Raw genomic sequence first — 15,811 nt, forward strand, 5'->3', positions numbered from 1 at the left:
TCGACGCTAGGCGCCAGATTCACTCAATTCTTCCGAATTGTTGCCTGCTTCGTCAAAAAGCTTCCGAATTCCACGTGCGGCCTGACGAATGCGCTGCTCGTTTTCAACCAGCCCTATGCGCACAAAGCCTTCGCCATGTTCACCAAAGCCGATTCCCGGAGCCACCGCCACATCTGCCTTCTCAATAAGCAGCTTGGAAAACTCAAGAGAACCAAGATGCTTGAACTGATCTGGGATCGGCGCCCACGCAAACATGGAAGCTTCCGGTGCCGGAATATCCCAACCTGCGCGACCAAAAGAGTCTATCAAGACATCACGGCGCTTCTTGTAAATTTCACGTGTTTCGCGAATACACTCATCAGAACCGTTCAGTGCCGTAGCCGCAGCCACCTGAATGGGCGTAAACGCACCGTAATCCAGATAGGATTTTACGCGAGCCAAAGCTGAAATCAAACGCTCATTCCCAACAGCAAACCCCATACGCCAACCCGGCATAGAGAACGTCTTGGAAAGAGACGTAAACTCAACAGCAATGTCCATAGAGCCTTCAACCTGCAAAATGCTAGGTGGAGGCACATCTCCAAAGTAGATTTCAGCGTAAGCCAGATCGGACAGCACGTAGATCCCATGCTTGCGCGCAAACGCCACCACATCGCGGTAAAAATCCAGATCAGCCACGCTTGCTGTCGGGTTCGCCGGGAAGCAGAGGATAATCGCAATTGGCTTAGGGATAGAGTGAACAACGGCACGCTCCAAAGCCTCAAACAGCTCTGGGCCCGGAGTTGCCGGAATAGAGCGCAGCGAGCCCCCTGCCATCAGAAAGCCAAATGCGTGAATTGGATAGGATGGATTAGGCACAAGCACAACATCACCCGGCGCAGTAATCGCCTGCGCCATGTTGGCAAAGCCCTCCTTGGAACCCAGTGTCGCAACGATCTGCGTATCAGGGTTCAACTTCACACCAAAGCGACGCTCGTAATAACCAGCCTGTGCCTTACGCAATCCGGGAATGCCTTTAGAGGCAGAATAACGGTGCGTGCGCGGGTCCTGAACAGTCTCCACCAATTTATCGACGATGTGTTGTGGAGTGGGCAAATCCGGGTTGCCCATGCCCATGTCGATAATGTCGGCGCCTGCCGCTCGCGCTTTGGCTTTCAGACGATTGACCTGTTCAAAGACATAGGGCGGGAGCCGGCGTGTCTTGTGAAAGTCGTCCATGACGCGAGCCTCACTTTCTTAGTGTTTTGCGTATAAAGCTATATTTTGATTTATATTGGAACTTAAACTGCGAGTCATTGCAGCTTCAGTTTCTCCGGCCTTTTAGCAGGTGCAAACGGATTTCGCATCATCTCTGAAGCACATAACATACTTTTTTTTAAAGTATCCAAAGACCCTGAGAAACTCTAAAAATCGCGGAAAAACCTGAGAATTCTGCGGTTTCCGCAAAGAGCGTACATACCTACTTGAGAATTTAGACGGCATTCCTCATAAAATGCACAACTAAAGGTGCACGAGTTTACCTTGAGAAAGAACTGGAAGATTATTGCGCCTGCGCGTCTTGAGGTTGCTGAGTTGGCTCACCGGCAATCGACTTCAGCTGCTCTGCGCTGCTTTCAAAGTTCGCGCCGATGCTTGCTCTGCGCCTACTTTCCGAGGAAATAGCCAGCAGATTGGCCTCAGAGGCCGCGCGTTGTGCAGGAGAAAGCAAATCACTCTGTGCTTCAGGTGGAAGTTCCGCGACACCAGTCTGCCTGGTCCCGTTTCCCTTCTCAATCGCTTCATAAACGGTCAAGGATTCGCCTATTGCACACCCTCCAACAAAACTTGCCAGCACCACCGCCCCGCAAACTCGTTGAAAAGTAAGTAACATTTAGAACCTCACGTATGATCCGATATCTACATAAAAGTAGAGCGCATAAATTTAATAAAAATGCACTTAGCAGTTGTGCAGGCCTTAGTCTATATATATCACCCTGTTTACAACACTTACTAATTTCCGCTAGGGCAAACGCAACTCAACATATTAACGCATTGCAGATTACCAAGCATAACCGACAAATATTAAGAAGAAACAGCTCAAGATATCAGAGTATTCCAAGTTTTCCTCAACAGTTAATGCCTCAAATTGAACTTAAGAATAGCCTAGGAATTCTCATAGTTCTGAAAGATCTCCTTACTTGCTAAATACCTAATAAGAATCCGCCTAAGGACTAAGGTAAATCGCGTTCTTTTTCACGTGCCTGTCAAAATTCTTAGGGATATACTCATTATGCCGTTTTTGTGAGCTACTATGCTAACGAAAACAGGTGAGTGCCTGCGGAACGACTTGGGAAGCAACCGGCGCTCCTACAATATTGAGTGAGCTAGACGAGTTACGGCCCAGCAACACAGACGAGGCCAGATACGGGGAATAAGCAAGCAAATGACCGGTGAAAACACCAATCCTATGTTGCAGTACATCCTCAACAATCCTGAGGAGTTTGCCAGTAACCTCTCTGAGATTGCCGAAAACAGTGGCAAAGCCTTGGCGGCTTATCTTGAACCTCGCGAAAAGGGCGAAGCCTCATCTGGAGGCACAGAAGAACTTAATGCCGTTGTCAAAACCCTCGCCGAAGTAGGCAATTACTGGATGAAAGACCCCTCCCGCGCCATGGAAGCTCAAACGAGACTCTGGACTGGATATATGGGGATCTGGAACTCTACCTTAAAACGGATGGGCGGCGAAAACGGTGAGCCCATTATTGCACCGTCCAATTCAGACAAGCGCTTTAAAGACAGCGAGTGGGAAGAGAATAACTTTTTCGACTTTATCAAACAGATGTACCTGCAGACCAGCACTTGGGCAGAAGACTTGGTAGATGGAGCGGAAGATCTGGACGATCACACCCGCCATAAGGCTGGCTTTTATGTGAAGCAGATCTCCAACGCCATGTCTCCGACAAATTTCATCCTGACCAACCCGGAGCTGTTGCGTGAAACCATGTCATCTAACGCGGGCAACCTCGTGAAAGGAATGAAGTTCCTTGCAGAAGATATCAAAGCAGGGCATGGGGAGCTTCGCATCCGCCAGACCGACCCGGACCAGTTTGAGGTTGGTGTCAATGTTGCGATCACGCCCGGGAAAATTGTAGATCAGAATGACGTCTGCCAGCTGATCCAATATACCCCCACAACAGAAACGGTCTTAAAACGTCCGCTTTTGATCGTTCCGCCTTGGATTAATAAATACTATATCCTTGATTTAAATAAGGAAAAATCATTTATCAAGTGGGCCGTGGATCAAGGTCATACCGTCTTTGTCATCTCATGGGTCAACCCCGATGAAGCACAAGCTCAAAAAAGCTTTGAGCATTATATGAGGGACGGCATCCTCAATTCTCTAGACCGCATTCGCAAGACCACACAGCAACCCACCGTAAATGCAATCGGGTATTGCGTTGGCGGGACCCTGCTGGCCGCTACTCTGGCTTACCTTGCCAAAATCGGCGAACAGGATCGTATCGCTTCCACCACGTTCCTCACCACACAAGTGGACTTCACCTATGCAGGTGACCTGAAGGTCTTCGTGGATGAGGAGCAGATTGAGATACTTGAACACCGCATGGGCGAAAAGGGCTATATGGACGGCTCAAAAATGGCAACTGCCTTTAACATGCTACGCTCCAACGATCTGATCTGGCCGTACGTGGTCAACAACTACTTGCGGGGTAAAGACCCCTTCCCGTTTGACCTGCTTTATTGGAACGCAGACAGCACCCGCATGCCCGCAGCAAACCATTCCTACTACTTGCGCAACTGCTACCAGAAGAATGCATTGGCAAATGGAGAAATGGAGCTGGCAGGTCATACGCTTGATTTGAGCGACGTTAAAATACCGATCTACAATCTGGCGACAAAAGAAGACCACATTGCTCCGGCAAAGTCCGTCTTCAAAGGCTGTGGATGTTTTGGCGGGCCAGTTGAATACGTCTTAAGTGGTTCAGGACACATCGCAGGCGTCGTTAACCCACCTTCTAAAAAGAAGTACCAATTCTGGGCTGGTGGAAAACCAGAGGGCGATTTGCAGAATTGGATACAAGATGCTGCAGAAACACCCGGTTCATGGTGGCCACATTGGCATAAATGGATTACATCTCAAGATGATAGTCAGGTAAAAGCGCGAAAACCTGGCGCCCGAAGAACGAAAATTCTAGAAGACGCTCCCGGCAGCTATGTTAAGGTGCGCATATAAAGAGATGCCAGAGTGAGTCTTAAGAGGCCTCTGCATTCTCCTATGGAATAAATGGAGGCAAACGTGTCAGGAGATCTTAAGCTTTCTCAAAAGCAACCGCGCAAAGTCGGCGGATTGGATCCTAGACATCTTCGTCACCTGAATACACAAAGCGCAGCCCTCATGCGCATCAGCAAACCGAAGAACACCCTCATTCGTGCACTTGCCTTGCCAGCGCTTTTGGCTCCGCTCTGGTTTCAGATCTCACTAGGCTGGTTCTGGGCGATAGGGCTGTCGGTCGCTGCGATCTTCTGGATATGGGCCATTCCAGGTTTCAAGTCGAAACCATCCGATGCTTCATCTTGGCCGCGCAAAGCAGCGCTTGGAGAACGCATGTGGCTTAACCGCATATTCGTGCCGATACCCCATCAACTCCACCACAAAGCACTTGCGCTTCTGCTCGTCGGCCTTGCATTTGTTGGGGTATCCATCTGGGGCGCAGTCTCCAACGATCTCCCAATCCTGATGACCGGCATAATGCTCACCTACATGGCGAAGCTAATCTCCATGTTCGTTATGGTGAAGGTCTACGAGCATATGAAGAACGCACACCCGCTTTATAAAAGCTGGAGAACCGTGCCAAGTAATGACAATAGATTGAAAGCACAAACGGGCTGATTAACATTTAGAGGGAAACGACCTCTGAACCAGTATCGACAACAGTTGACACCGGCATACCGTGCTGAACAAACCAAAAGTCATTTCCAGACGTCTCTGTCATTATCGGAGCATAGCCATATTGAGCAAAAAAGCTGATTAAACGTTCCTTTTTTGCGCCTTCCTTATTGTGTTCAACGCACAGAAAATCAAATGAACGCCGCGAGAAATCAATTCCGCGCAGAATTTCCAACTCGCTCCCCTCCGTATCAACTGACATAAACGCGATGTGATCAGGCACATTATTGTCGGTAAAAATATCTTCTGTTCGCGCTGTTTGAACATCAATTTCACCTAACTCAGAATGCGGCGCATTAATCCTCACACTTTCTGAAAGGCCCGAGAATTCAGGCGTTGCAGTGCAGATAAACTTCAACAGCCTTCCACCCTCTTTCCATGCTGCCCGGGTATCTAAAGGCGCACTCCGCCTTTCGCGAATGGTTGCCCAGCATTCAGGGTTAGCCTCAACCAACAATCCAGACCAACCAAGAGCCTTTTCGAATAGATAAGTGTTGGACAAATGCACCCCATCACCAACGCCAATTTCAACAAAAAAGCCGGGTTCTAACTCATATTTTGGGAATGCATTCAGGAAGTGCAGCTCCTGGAACTGTTGCGCACGGCAATGAAAAAAGTACCGCTCAACAAGTTGAGATAAGGCAGGGTTGTGAAGACCCAACTGCAGGCATTTTTCTAAGCGACCCATTACCGAATGCGCTTTATTGGTTTTCAAATACAATACTCGGAGCGCATTCAGATTATAAGGATCTAAGGCCAGAGCTGCACGAGCAAGCCCCCCACTCCGCTTCCATGGCAATATACCCATTATGAAAGCGGACAAAACCTGACGCATTGCTCTTATCAAACCACCGCCTCAATCAGTTTCGGCATATCACTGTTAACTCTCCCCGCGAGAACACATCAGCATCAGGGAAAATATTGCGCAAGCCCTCAACGACCGCCCCATTATCCTCGACAAAATAAACAAACTCTTCAGCCAAGAACGGTTTCATTCCTTCGGCAGTTTTGAAAATCGTTTTTTCAAAGTGAACACCATCATCAACAGCAATGGAAATCTTCCGACCGTTCAGAATCTCTGAGAGCCTCTCCTTCCCATCAACAAACTGATCAAAAATATGCGTCTCTGCGGCTCCATTAGCAAAAGCACCAAGCCCTAACATTTTTGGAAGATGGGCGTTGTAGTTGGACAAATCAATATCCAAACCGAGCACATCGGAATTGGGAAACATATCTCGCCATAAAGCCAGCCCAGTCCCTCTTAAAATCCCAACCTCGACGATGGCACACTCTTCAAAACGCCTCCTTATAAAAGCCTTCAGAAAGTGCTCGTAGTCAGCGCCGTATCCGTGGTGATGCATACGATCACCGCCCTGCATCCCACCGGTTTTCAACATAGCCTCACTACGGCTATCAAAGGCAGAGTAAGCACGGCGCTTCACGCCTTGGACGAGGCCCCCATATTTTTTCTCTGTAGCTGCTAGCCAACCCCGTGATCCAACCGGGTAACTCTTTGGATCTCCTATTTTCTCGTATTGTTGTTCAAGACGCGCTCGCCCGCGTTCAAGGCGGCGCTTCTTCAACGGTCTTTTGACGTGTTTTTTCCATAAATCCAGCATGACACTCTCGCAATTCAGAGAGCCCAACTAGATAACAAAGGAACACGAGCAGCAATCCGTCATATTTAACGACCACACCCAATCCACCGCGCCCACCGCAAACAAAAAAAGGGCCACCCACTGGGCGGCCCTTCTCAAAAACTGTTTCCAGTCGCGTATTAGCGTTTGGAGAACTGGAATGAACGACGAGCTTTACGCTTACCGTACTTCTTACGTTCAACAACACGGCTATCACGAGTAAGGAAGCCTTCTTTCTTCAGAGCCGGACGCAATGCAGGCTCGTAGTAAGTAAGGGCTTTAGAGATACCGTGACGCACAGCACCAGCCTGGCCAGAAAGACCACCACCAGCAACAGTAACGTTGATATCGTACTGGCCATCACGCTCTGTGAGCATGATAGGCTGACGAAGGATCAGCTGCAGAACTGGACGCGCAAAGTACTCAGCGTACTCTTTGCCGTTCACAACGATCTTGCCAGTGCCTGGTCGGATCCATACACGTGCGACAGCGTCTTTACGCTTACCGGTTGCGTATGCACGACCAAGTGAATCAAGCTTCTGTACATGTACAGGAGCCGCGTTTTCACTAGGGGCGATTGCGCCGCCCAGTTCCTCAAGGGACTGTAGCTCAGACATAATTAACCCCGCTTCGCGTTCTTAGCATTCATGCTCTTAACGTCCACGAGTTCTGGGGACTGAGCTTCATGCGGATGTTCTGCAGCAGCGTAAACACGCAAGTTGCTCAACTGTGCACGGGAAAGAGGGCCACCTGGCATCATGCGCTGAACAGCTTTTTCCAGAACACGTTCTGGGAAACGACCTTCAATCAGGGCACGAGCAGTACGCTCTTTAATACCGCCAGGGTAACCTGTGTGCCAGTAGTACTTTTTGCTTTCGTACTTCTTGCCTGTCAGGTGAACCTTGCCAGCATTGATTACGATGATGTAATCACCATCGTCGATGTGTGGTGTAAAGGTCGGTTTGTGCTTGCCGCGCAAATGATTAGCAATGTATGCAGCCAAACGGCCAACAACAACACCCTCTGCGTCGATCAAGATCCACTTCTTCTCGACCTCAGCCACCTTGGTGGAATGAGTCTTCATAAGATCTACCGTAGTTTTGACGGTTAAAATTCTTGGGTATTTTCTTGTTCAAGTCCAATTGAACCAAAACAAGAAGCACCGTGTAGGATCAGGGAGATACGCGAGCTTGCTCATCACGTCAAGAGTTAAAAAATACACCACTAAGTAAATTAACCAATAAAATCAATAAGTTACAAATTAGGTATCATAATACCACACGTTTTCCGCATGAATCTTGAAGATTCACAGCCTAAGAAACGCCCGCCGCCCGCGCAGCGGTCAAAATCAGGTCATCCACCTGCAATTCATAGAAAATAAGATTGGCGCTGTAGCAGCTCAGGTAATAACCGGCCCCAAGCAACGCAACACGATACTCGCGCAAATTGATCGGCGTGTAGTGAGTTGGATAGAAAAACCGCCTGCGACTGCTGGTGAGCCGCGTGGTGAGGGTTGCATTGGCAAGCAACAGGTTGAAGAACACAAGGCTGGCAAACACAACCGGTTCACCAAGAAACGCAGTATCCTGATAAAACAGGGTGGCGCGAAATTCCGCAAAGACCCGCGGTACCGCAGCCACATACAAATCAAAGAATGCAGGAACCGCCAGAATCAACACAATATTGATGGCAAGAAAACCAACATACGCTATGGACGCAATAAGCGAGCTAAACCGCAGAGGTAACAATAGAAAATCAAAGAGGTACCCCAAATACACACGATAGAACACTTGCCCGCTCCCACTTTAGCAAAATTCATGAAACACCCCCTTCACAAACTTTGCTCTGGCCTAGTCCCTGAATTTTAAGTGGTTTTTAGAGAATGGATCAACCAGCAAATCAACTTTGATACAAATTTAACTCAAAGAATTCAGCAAACTACGGTTTTAAGCATTTCAACGCAGAACAGATCCACGGGTATTATCCCCTCTACATGGGATAACATGGGAGGAACTCATTTTTGTGCCCTCCTGATCGAATCGATTATGCGCAGTTTCCAAATATTTCCATCGCTATTGAGAGTGAACAATGCAGTCAGCTTTACGCATTTCAATCTTCAGCCCTTGCCTTTCCGCAACTCTCCTAGCACACGCTACTGACCTACAAATTCTGATAACTGTCGATCCAAATACGCCGCATATTGGTCACGCTATAGCTGACACCTCCGCGTTACAGCAGATTACACTCCAAAACCCACGCAGCAGGACGCCTAAGGGATCGGAAGAACCACTTCCTATCTATTGCCTCTCACAGGACGCAGCGCTGACCAGCCTTTCTCACAGCTTTGAAAAACGTGTTTGCACTTGATGTACTCGCGTTCCTGCAAGAGCATTTCTTCGCTAACACCTCAATCACCAGAATACCGAAGACCATCATGCACATGAAAAATATCGAACCATACAAGCAACTGGAAACAATCAGACACCGACAAGATGGGGTGCCCTGCGCAGTCATGGCGGCTGGCATCCCAACAGACCTCGCCTTCACAAAGTGCGAGCTGACTAACCTGCCAGCAGAGGTCTTGAACTACACAGAGCTCAAAAGCCTCTATCTTGGCGAAAACCCAATAAGTAAGCTTCCAGAAGAGATCTCCAGCCTTAGTCAGCTCCGAGAGCTCTATATTTTCGGCTGCAAGCTTCGTGAGTTACCAGCTGGACTGGCGAAAATACTCAGTCTGGAAATTCTGGACCTCAGCCACCAACCTCTTCAGAACCTGCCAGCAAACATCGGTGCCTTGAAAAAACTCCGTGTGCTGTACGCAAGCAATACGGATATGACAACGCTGCCAGTTAGCATCGGAGACCTTGTATCGCTGGAGTATCTGGGTTGCACAGACAACAAAATCTCAAAGCTCCCGGAAACGCTTGGCAAGCTGAAGCAACTCAAAGAACTGCGCCTTTACGGCAATTGTTTGAAAGAGCTGCCACATAGTTTTTCAGAGCTCACCGCCCTGCGTGAAGCTTATCTGCGTAACAACCAGCTAACAGCCCTGCCCAGCAATCTAGGAGAGCTCTCAGCTTTGGAGGTGCTGGATTTACGCAACAATCAGATTACTCATTTACCCGAAAGCATTGGTAACCTGCAAAATCTCTATCAACTGGATCTCAGAGTAAACCCAATTGAAACATTACCCGAGGCCCTGCGCTATCTTAAGTCCTTGAGAAAACTGGACCTGCGTTGGACGCGCCTTACTAAGGAACCGACTTGGTTTGAACAACTCCGCACACAAGGCACACTCATCTATCTGTAAGGTGTCCCCATAATTTACCATCACGAAAATATAGAGGTAGCGGCGAACAAGCTGTGGCCTATCATGAGGAATGACACGTCTATTCCTCATCACACTCCTGCTTTTGACAGGCAGTGCCTTCAGCGCGGTTGCTGACAGCGGGCGTTTTCTCAAACGACCCAGAAGCCTCTTCAAGACGCCAGACTGCTATTGCACCAATCGCGGACAAAGGATCGAACTGGGTGATTTAGCTTGCTTGAGCGTTGATGGAACAACTTACCTCGCCCAATGTCAAATGGCGCTCAACAACCCAATGTGGCGCAAGGTAGAAGATGGATGCCCAACCTCACGCCTGAACTCACCACAACAACACGCTCTCAATTATTTGGCAGGCGGCATAGAGTAGGTTGCTGTCGCATGAGCGATTAGCTCGTCACTGCCCTCACGCACAATCTCGCAATCCATCACCACAAGGCGCTTACCACCCTTCAAAATGCGGCAAGTTGCGATCATATCGCCGGCGTTTGCCTTACGCAGGAAATTAATGTTGATGTTGGTCGTCACAGCAAGCGCTTGCAACCCCATATTGCCAAGCAACACCACATAGGCCGCGTAATCCACCAAGGTCATCAGCGAGGGGCCGGATACCGTTCCACCAGGACGCAAATGTGAATCATTGGCTTTTAAACGGACAACGGCCTTGTTTGGCAAAATCTCATCAATAAAGAAAACACGCCCAAGCGCATGCATCTGCGGGAAAATTTTATCAAGAAACCCAGTAAGTTCCTCAGGCCCCATTTTAACTGCTGGTTCTACCATTCCACTAACCACGAAGTCCCTCCCCTTTACGTAAACGGTGATACTGGTGGACCAGATGCAAAATTACCAGATGAACAAAAGTCCTAAACCATTGCGCTAGGCTCATGTTTTGTTCACTGTGTGACTTAACACCCAATAGAAAAGTGGATGCCCACATAAGGCATCCCTAGCACGATAAGAGCACCACGGAGAGAGAACATGTCTGAAGCAGCCACCACAAAGGAACAAGCAGACGAAGACCGCCCAATGCTGGGCAAGCTCCTGCACAATGGTGTTCAGCGCATTGTAATGCAGCGTCCAAAACGCATGAATGCCCTTTCCATGGCCATGATGAAGGAACTCTGCGACGCACTGGATGAAGCCGCAAAGAACCCGGAAGTGCGCGTTGTGCTTCTTGGCGCGGAAGGTAAAGTCTTCTGCGCAGGTCATGACCTGAAAGAACTGACAGCGGCACGGGCAAAAGCAGACGGCGGCAAAGTCTTCTACCAACAGACTTTTGATCAATGTGCTGTGCTTATGCAAAAAATCGTAAACCTGCCAAAGCCCGTCATCGCCGTCGTCACCGGTGTTGCAACAGCTGCTGGCTGCCAGTTGGTCGCCTCTTGTGATCTGGCGCTGGCACTGGATACAGCCACATTCTGCACTCCGGGCGTCAATATCGGCCTGTTCTGCTCCACTCCAATGGTTGCCCTCACCCGCAATATAGGCCGCAAACAAGCAATGGAAATGCTGCTAACAGGTGAAAGCATCGATGCATCAGCCGCAAAAGAATACGGCTTAATCAACCGCGTGGTTCAGGCAGATTACCTGGAAGTCGTGGTTCAAAAATACGCTGAGGCTATTGCTTCCAAATCTGCTTTAACCGTGAGGACTGGCAAGGAAGCCTTCTACAAACAGGCTGAAATGCCTCTGGCAGAAGCTTACGCCTACACCTCTCAGGTCATGGCAGAAAACATGCTGGCCAACGACGCTGAAGAAGGCATCAACGCCTTCCTCCAAAAGCGCAAGCCAGACTGGAAAGACAACTGATGGCTCGTATTACTGAATTTAAATTGGGCAGCAAGAAAGATCTTAAAATTCACGATGGGATTCCTGCAACCGTGTACAAACAGGACGTGGATGGCAATTCAATTATTCAGATAGAAACCTATGGCAGACAAAATCGAGAATTTCCCGGCAAAACAAGCCAGGTCATTCAACTGGACGAAAAAGCTGCCCTAGAACTTGTACAAATTATATTGAACAAAACGTAGGTCAATCAATGAATGCCGGGTATTCCAAAAAGTCACTAGCACAAAAACTAGGTCTGAAGCCCGGCATGACTTGCTGGCACTACAATAGACCTAAATCTGTTTCCGATGAGATAGCATCAGGTGTTGAAGGCTTAACACTGCAACCAACTCTGGAAACCGGTGTGGACGTTGCCCATATCTTTGTCACAGGTCAAAGCGAACTCGCTGATCTCTTATGTAAGCTGCGATTGAAACTGGATGCGGACGGAATGGTTTGGGTGTCCTGGCCCAAGAAAGCGTCAAAAATCCCTTCGGAAGTAACCGAAGAGACTGTGAAAGACATTTGCTTGCCTCTGGGGCTTGTCGATATCAAGGTCTGCGCAGTGGATGCAATCTGGTCCGGCCTCAAACTTGTCATTCGTAAGGAGCTACGCGCACAGCACCGGCAAGCGCAGCTGGCAGCTAAAAAATTGCAGAAAGATGATAACAACATGAACCACGATCACTACACCGATGATTACATTGCAGGAATTCTGGACACCACCAAAACCATTGCTTTGGTGGGTGCCAGCTCCAATGAGGAACGCCCAAGCTACCGCGTTTTGAACTATCTTCTGGGTAAGGGATACACCGTCTACCCAATCAACCCCGGCCAGGCAGGTAACGAAATTGCTGGCGCCAAAGTCTATGCGTCCCTGACAGACCTTCCAGAACCAGCGGACATGATTGATGTCTTCCGCAATTCTGAGGCAGCTGGCGGCGTGATTGATGAAGCACTAGCGCTCCCAACCCCACCAAAAACCATCTGGTTGCAACTCGGCGTCCGTAATGATGAAGCCGCAAGCCGCGCGCAGGCCAAGGGAATCAACGTGGTGATGGACCGCTGTCCAAAAATCGAAATTCCGCGCCTAGCCGCAATTAAAGCGGCTTAAATCTTAAAAGCATCTTGCTCTCAGCCAAGATTTCACGATCAAACCGCTGAGAGCAACGCCCAACACCACACCGCGAAATAGAACATTATTCTAATTTCACCTCAATGCACGCAAACTCAGTTTCACGCATCAAATTGCAACCTGTTAGCTTGAGCTTTCCGCAACAGATGAAGTGCATTCATTCAGCCCTCAACGCTTGCCAACCTTAAGTTGCCCCCCCATAGTTCCTGTCGGGAAAATATATATAATTTAGCAGATTGTGGACGTGCCTGTTCAAGGGAGATGCTGTGGCATCCTGCTTGCACAGCATCAGGCCATCCTGCAAAAGCATTGAAAGGACAGCCCCATGAGCGAAACAACTCCTGGCTTTGATACCCTAGCAATTCACGCTGGCGCAAAACCTGATCCAACAACAGGTGCACGCACCACACCAATCTACCAGACAACTGCTTTCGTGTTTGACGATGTGGACCATGCAGCCGCCCTCTTCGGCCTTCAGGCATTTGGCAACATCTACACCCGCATCACCAACCCAACCACCGCTGTATTGGAAGAACGCGTTGCAGCGCTGGAAGGCGGCACAGCAGCACTGGCGCTGGCCTCCGGTCACTCAGCGCAGCTTGTAGCACTCCACGCACTCATGACACCGGGCTGCAATGTTGTTGCATCCAAGCGCATGTATGGCGGAACCATCAACCAGTTCAGTCATTCCTTCAAAAGCTTCGGCTGGGACGTGAAGTGGGCAGAAGATCTCGACGCAGCCAGCTTTGCCGCACAGATTGACGAAAATACCCGTGCCGTGTTCATTGAATCCCTGGCAAATCCCGGCGGTATTGTCATGGATATGGACGGCATTTCAGCTGTCGCAAAAGAAGCCGGTGTTCCGCTGATCGTCGACAACACAATGGCAACCCCATACCTGTGCCAGCCGATCAAGCATGGTGCAGACATAGTGCTCCACTCCCTGACCAAGTTCATGGGCGGACATGGCAATTCCATGGGCGGTGCAATTGTAGATGCAGGAACGTTCGACTGGGCAGCCTCTGGCAATTACCCGATGCTTACAGAACCACGGCCTGAGTACAACGGCATGGTTCTCCATGAGACATTCGGCAATATCGCATTTGCCATCTGCTGCCGAGTCCTTGGCCTGCGTGATCTGGGTCCTGCAATTTCTCCGCAAAACTCATTCTTGCTGCTAACTGGTATCGAGACACTGGCACTGCGCATGCAAAAGCATTGCGATAATGCCCTCCAGACAGCAGAGTTCCTGAGTACTCATTCTGCCGTCAGTTGGGTTTCCTACTCTGGTCTGACGAACGATCCGTTCCATCAGGCACAGCAAAAGTACTGCCCTAAAGGCGCTGGCGCTGTCTTCACTTTCGGTCTGAAAGGTGGATATGAGGCAGGCATAGAGCTGGTGAAAAACTTGGAGCTGTTCTCACATTTGGCCAACATCGGCGACACACGCTCTCTCGTTATCCATCCCGCCTCAACAACACACCGCCAGTTGACAGATGAGCAGAAGACAGCAGCAGGTGCTGGACCAGACGTGGTGCGCCTGTCCATCGGCATTGAAAATGTTGAAGACATCATCGGGGATCTGAAACAGGCACTTGAGAAGGTATAACCATATTCATCAATGAGTTAGATGGATGAATCTAACAACACATTGCAAGAGAACAAAAAAGGCGCCCTGCAGGCGCCTTTTCTAATTTATGATCAAACACTTAAACAACCAATCCGACTCATTATCGCAAAGCAGCTTCTTTCTCACGGCGCAGCAAACAAACCTGCTCCACTGCCAAAGCCAAAACGATGAGCGCCATCGCCTGATGCGCAAGTGCACGATCCATCGGCACCATGCCAAGGAGTGTCAACACACCCAAAACAACCTGCACAATGATGGCCACCATCAACCAGCTCGCATTGCGTTTAAGCGCATCATCTCTGTTTGCGCGAACCAGATAGAAGCCCTGCAGGAAAACAACCAGAACAAGCGCGTAAGCCACCATGCGATGTTGGAACTGCACCATCATCACATTCTCAAAAAAATTCGCCCACGCTGGTGACATAACGAAAAGGCCGGAAGGAATGATCTGCCCATCCATCAGCGGCCACGTGTTAAATGTGAGGCCAGCATTAAGCCCTGCCACCAAACCGCCAAGGAAAAGCTGGAACAGCACCAGTCCAACAAGACCATAAGCCGTACCAAGACCTTTCCCAAACTCGGACCAATCATCCATTTTCAGATCAGCCCGCTGCTTCAACACACCAGCAAAATAATAGAGATAAGCGAACAGGATACAAGCCACGCTCAGATGGATCGCCAACCGGTATTGGCTCACATCAACACGGTTCACCAGCCCGGAAGCAACCATCCACCACCCAATTGCGCCCTGCAAGCCACCCAATGCAAATGCCACAACCAACCGTGGCTTTAGCCAGGAACTAACTTGTCCACGTGCCCAGAACCATACCAACGGCACAAAGAAGAAGAGACCGATAACGCGGCCCAGCAGGCGATGTCCCCACTCCCACCAGAAGATGTTTTTAAACTCACCAAGGCTCATACCATCATTGAGAAGTTTGTACTGCGGGATCTGCCTGTATTTCTCAAACTCCACCGCCCACTCCTGCGCATTCAGCGGTGGAATAGCACCATGAATTGGCTTCCACTCAGTGATGGAAAGCCCCGATTCAGTAAGCCGCGTAGCCCCGCCAACCACAACCATGCATAAAATAATGAAGCAAATGAACAGCAACCAGACGCGAATTTGGCGGCGATCGGAAATTTCTTTTGCTGAAAGATCAGCACTATAAAAAGGAATAGTCATGGCACCTAATCGATAAGCTCATTTGCAACCTGTATAGGTCAGTTCCCTGCAGAAATCAGGAAAAATCCGTAGATCAGCACAGTACTCTAGACAAATTACCTAGATTTTTCCGTGTCCCCA

Annotated in this window: 17 protein-coding genes and 1 pseudogene; 9 read left to right on the top strand and 9 right to left on the bottom strand. The window is 49.3% G+C overall.

The annotated features are described in order from the left end of the window. Window positions 1–6 precede the first annotated feature (6 nt). Both BLS62_RS14085 and BLS62_RS14090 read right to left on the bottom strand, forming a co-directional pair. Window positions 7–1,218, bottom strand: a complete 1,212-nt coding sequence (locus BLS62_RS14085) for an LL-diaminopimelate aminotransferase (protein WP_093181865.1) — start codon at window positions 1,216–1,218, stop codon at window positions 7–9. A 322-nt stretch (window positions 1,219–1,540) separates the two neighbouring features. Next, complete coding sequence (locus BLS62_RS14090) at window positions 1,541–1,870, bottom strand: hypothetical protein (RefSeq protein ID WP_208990857.1); 330 nt, start codon at window positions 1,868–1,870, stop codon at window positions 1,541–1,543. Window positions 1,871–2,422: 552 nt separating this feature from the next. Between BLS62_RS14090 and phaC the strand changes: the two genes are divergently transcribed. Then, window positions 2,423–4,231 carry a PHA/PHB synthase family protein gene (gene phaC, locus BLS62_RS14095; protein WP_093181868.1) on the top strand — a complete coding sequence of 603 codons (1,809 nt, stop codon included), beginning with the start codon at window positions 2,423–2,425 and terminating at the stop codon, window positions 4,229–4,231. Between the two features lie 63 nt (window positions 4,232–4,294). Beyond that, entirely contained in the window at window positions 4,295–4,888 is a 594-nt protein-coding gene (locus tag BLS62_RS14100) for a DUF6653 family protein (RefSeq protein WP_208990858.1), read from the top strand. A 7-nt stretch (window positions 4,889–4,895) separates the two neighbouring features. Here BLS62_RS14100 and BLS62_RS14105 read toward each other — a convergent pair whose 3' ends face one another. The 5 genes from BLS62_RS14105 to BLS62_RS14125 all read right to left on the bottom strand — a co-directional run bounded on the left by BLS62_RS14105 (window position 4,896) and on the right by BLS62_RS14125 (window position 8,372). Beyond that, complete coding sequence (locus BLS62_RS14105; RefSeq protein WP_093181874.1) at window positions 4,896–5,780, bottom strand: FkbM family methyltransferase; 885 nt, start codon at window positions 5,778–5,780, stop codon at window positions 4,896–4,898. A gap of 25 nt (window positions 5,781–5,805) precedes the next feature. After that, entirely contained in the window at window positions 5,806–6,564 is a 759-nt protein-coding gene (locus tag BLS62_RS14110) for a hypothetical protein (protein ID WP_093181877.1), read from the bottom strand. 158 nt (window positions 6,565–6,722) lie between these two features. After that, window positions 6,723–7,199 carry a 30S ribosomal protein S9 gene (gene rpsI, locus BLS62_RS14115; protein ID WP_093181879.1) on the bottom strand — a complete coding sequence of 159 codons (477 nt, stop codon included), beginning with the start codon at window positions 7,197–7,199 and terminating at the stop codon, window positions 6,723–6,725. 2 nt (window positions 7,200–7,201) lie between these two features. Then, a complete protein-coding gene (gene rplM / locus BLS62_RS14120) occupies window positions 7,202–7,666 on the bottom strand; it encodes a 50S ribosomal protein L13 (protein ID WP_093181881.1) in 465 nt (154 codons plus the stop codon). Window positions 7,667–7,895: 229 nt separating this feature from the next. Further along, window positions 7,896–8,372, bottom strand: a complete 477-nt coding sequence (locus BLS62_RS14125) for a hypothetical protein (RefSeq protein WP_093181883.1) — start codon at window positions 8,370–8,372, stop codon at window positions 7,896–7,898. A 650-nt stretch (window positions 8,373–9,022) separates the two neighbouring features. Here BLS62_RS14125 and BLS62_RS14130 point away from each other — a divergent pair. Together BLS62_RS14130 and BLS62_RS14135 are read left to right on the top strand one after the other, a co-directional pair. Beyond that, window positions 9,023–9,892 (top strand): leucine-rich repeat domain-containing protein, encoded by an 870-nt coding sequence (locus tag BLS62_RS14130; RefSeq protein WP_093188916.1) that lies wholly within the window; start codon window positions 9,023–9,025, stop codon window positions 9,890–9,892. A gap of 70 nt (window positions 9,893–9,962) precedes the next feature. After that, the gene (locus tag BLS62_RS14135; protein ID WP_093181885.1) at window positions 9,963–10,277 is read left to right on the top strand and encodes a hypothetical protein; all 315 of its coding nucleotides are present in this window, start codon (window positions 9,963–9,965) and stop codon (window positions 10,275–10,277) included. On the opposite strand, the gene BLS62_RS14140 is transcribed toward BLS62_RS14135, so the two are convergent. Next, the gene (locus BLS62_RS14140) at window positions 10,253–10,690 is read right to left on the bottom strand and encodes a PaaI family thioesterase (RefSeq protein ID WP_093181887.1); all 438 of its coding nucleotides are present in this window, start codon (window positions 10,688–10,690) and stop codon (window positions 10,253–10,255) included. The two genes, BLS62_RS14135 and BLS62_RS14140, sit on opposite strands and share 25 nt — an antisense overlap. A 198-nt stretch (window positions 10,691–10,888) precedes the next feature. On the opposite strand from BLS62_RS14140, the gene BLS62_RS14145 reads away from it, so the two are divergent. The 5 genes and pseudogenes from BLS62_RS14145 (at window position 10,889) to BLS62_RS14165 (ending at window position 14,484) form a co-directional block, all read left to right on the top strand. Then, on the top strand, window positions 10,889–11,719 hold the full coding sequence (locus BLS62_RS14145; protein ID WP_093181889.1) for an enoyl-CoA hydratase: 831 nt from the start codon (window positions 10,889–10,891) through the stop codon (window positions 11,717–11,719). Beyond that, a complete protein-coding gene (locus BLS62_RS14150) occupies window positions 11,719–11,943 on the top strand; it encodes a hypothetical protein (RefSeq protein ID WP_093181891.1) in 225 nt (74 codons plus the stop codon). The genes BLS62_RS14145 and BLS62_RS14150 overlap by 1 nt, the downstream gene beginning before the upstream one ends. Before the next feature lie 8 nt (window positions 11,944–11,951). Next, window positions 11,952–12,332 (top strand): annotated as a pseudogene (locus BLS62_RS32825) (DUF3052 family protein); the annotation flags it as partial. Between the two features lie 81 nt (window positions 12,333–12,413). Next, on the top strand, window positions 12,414–12,854 hold the full coding sequence (locus BLS62_RS32830) for a CoA-binding protein (protein ID WP_093188918.1): 441 nt from the start codon (window positions 12,414–12,416) through the stop codon (window positions 12,852–12,854). 346 nt (window positions 12,855–13,200) lie between these two features. Continuing rightward, on the top strand, window positions 13,201–14,484 hold the full coding sequence (locus tag BLS62_RS14165) for an O-acetylhomoserine aminocarboxypropyltransferase (protein ID WP_093181893.1): 1,284 nt from the start codon (window positions 13,201–13,203) through the stop codon (window positions 14,482–14,484). 121 nt (window positions 14,485–14,605) lie between these two features. Here BLS62_RS14165 and BLS62_RS14170 read toward each other — a convergent pair whose 3' ends face one another. Beyond that, window positions 14,606–15,691, bottom strand: coding sequence for a COX15/CtaA family protein (locus BLS62_RS14170; RefSeq protein ID WP_093181896.1), 1,086 nt, complete (start codon window positions 15,689–15,691; stop codon window positions 14,606–14,608). Between the last annotated feature and the right edge of the window lie 120 nt (window positions 15,692–15,811).

The organism is Pseudovibrio sp. Tun.PSC04-5.I4, assembly GCF_900104145.1.
Classification (GTDB): domain Bacteria; phylum Pseudomonadota; class Alphaproteobacteria; order Rhizobiales; family Stappiaceae; genus Pseudovibrio.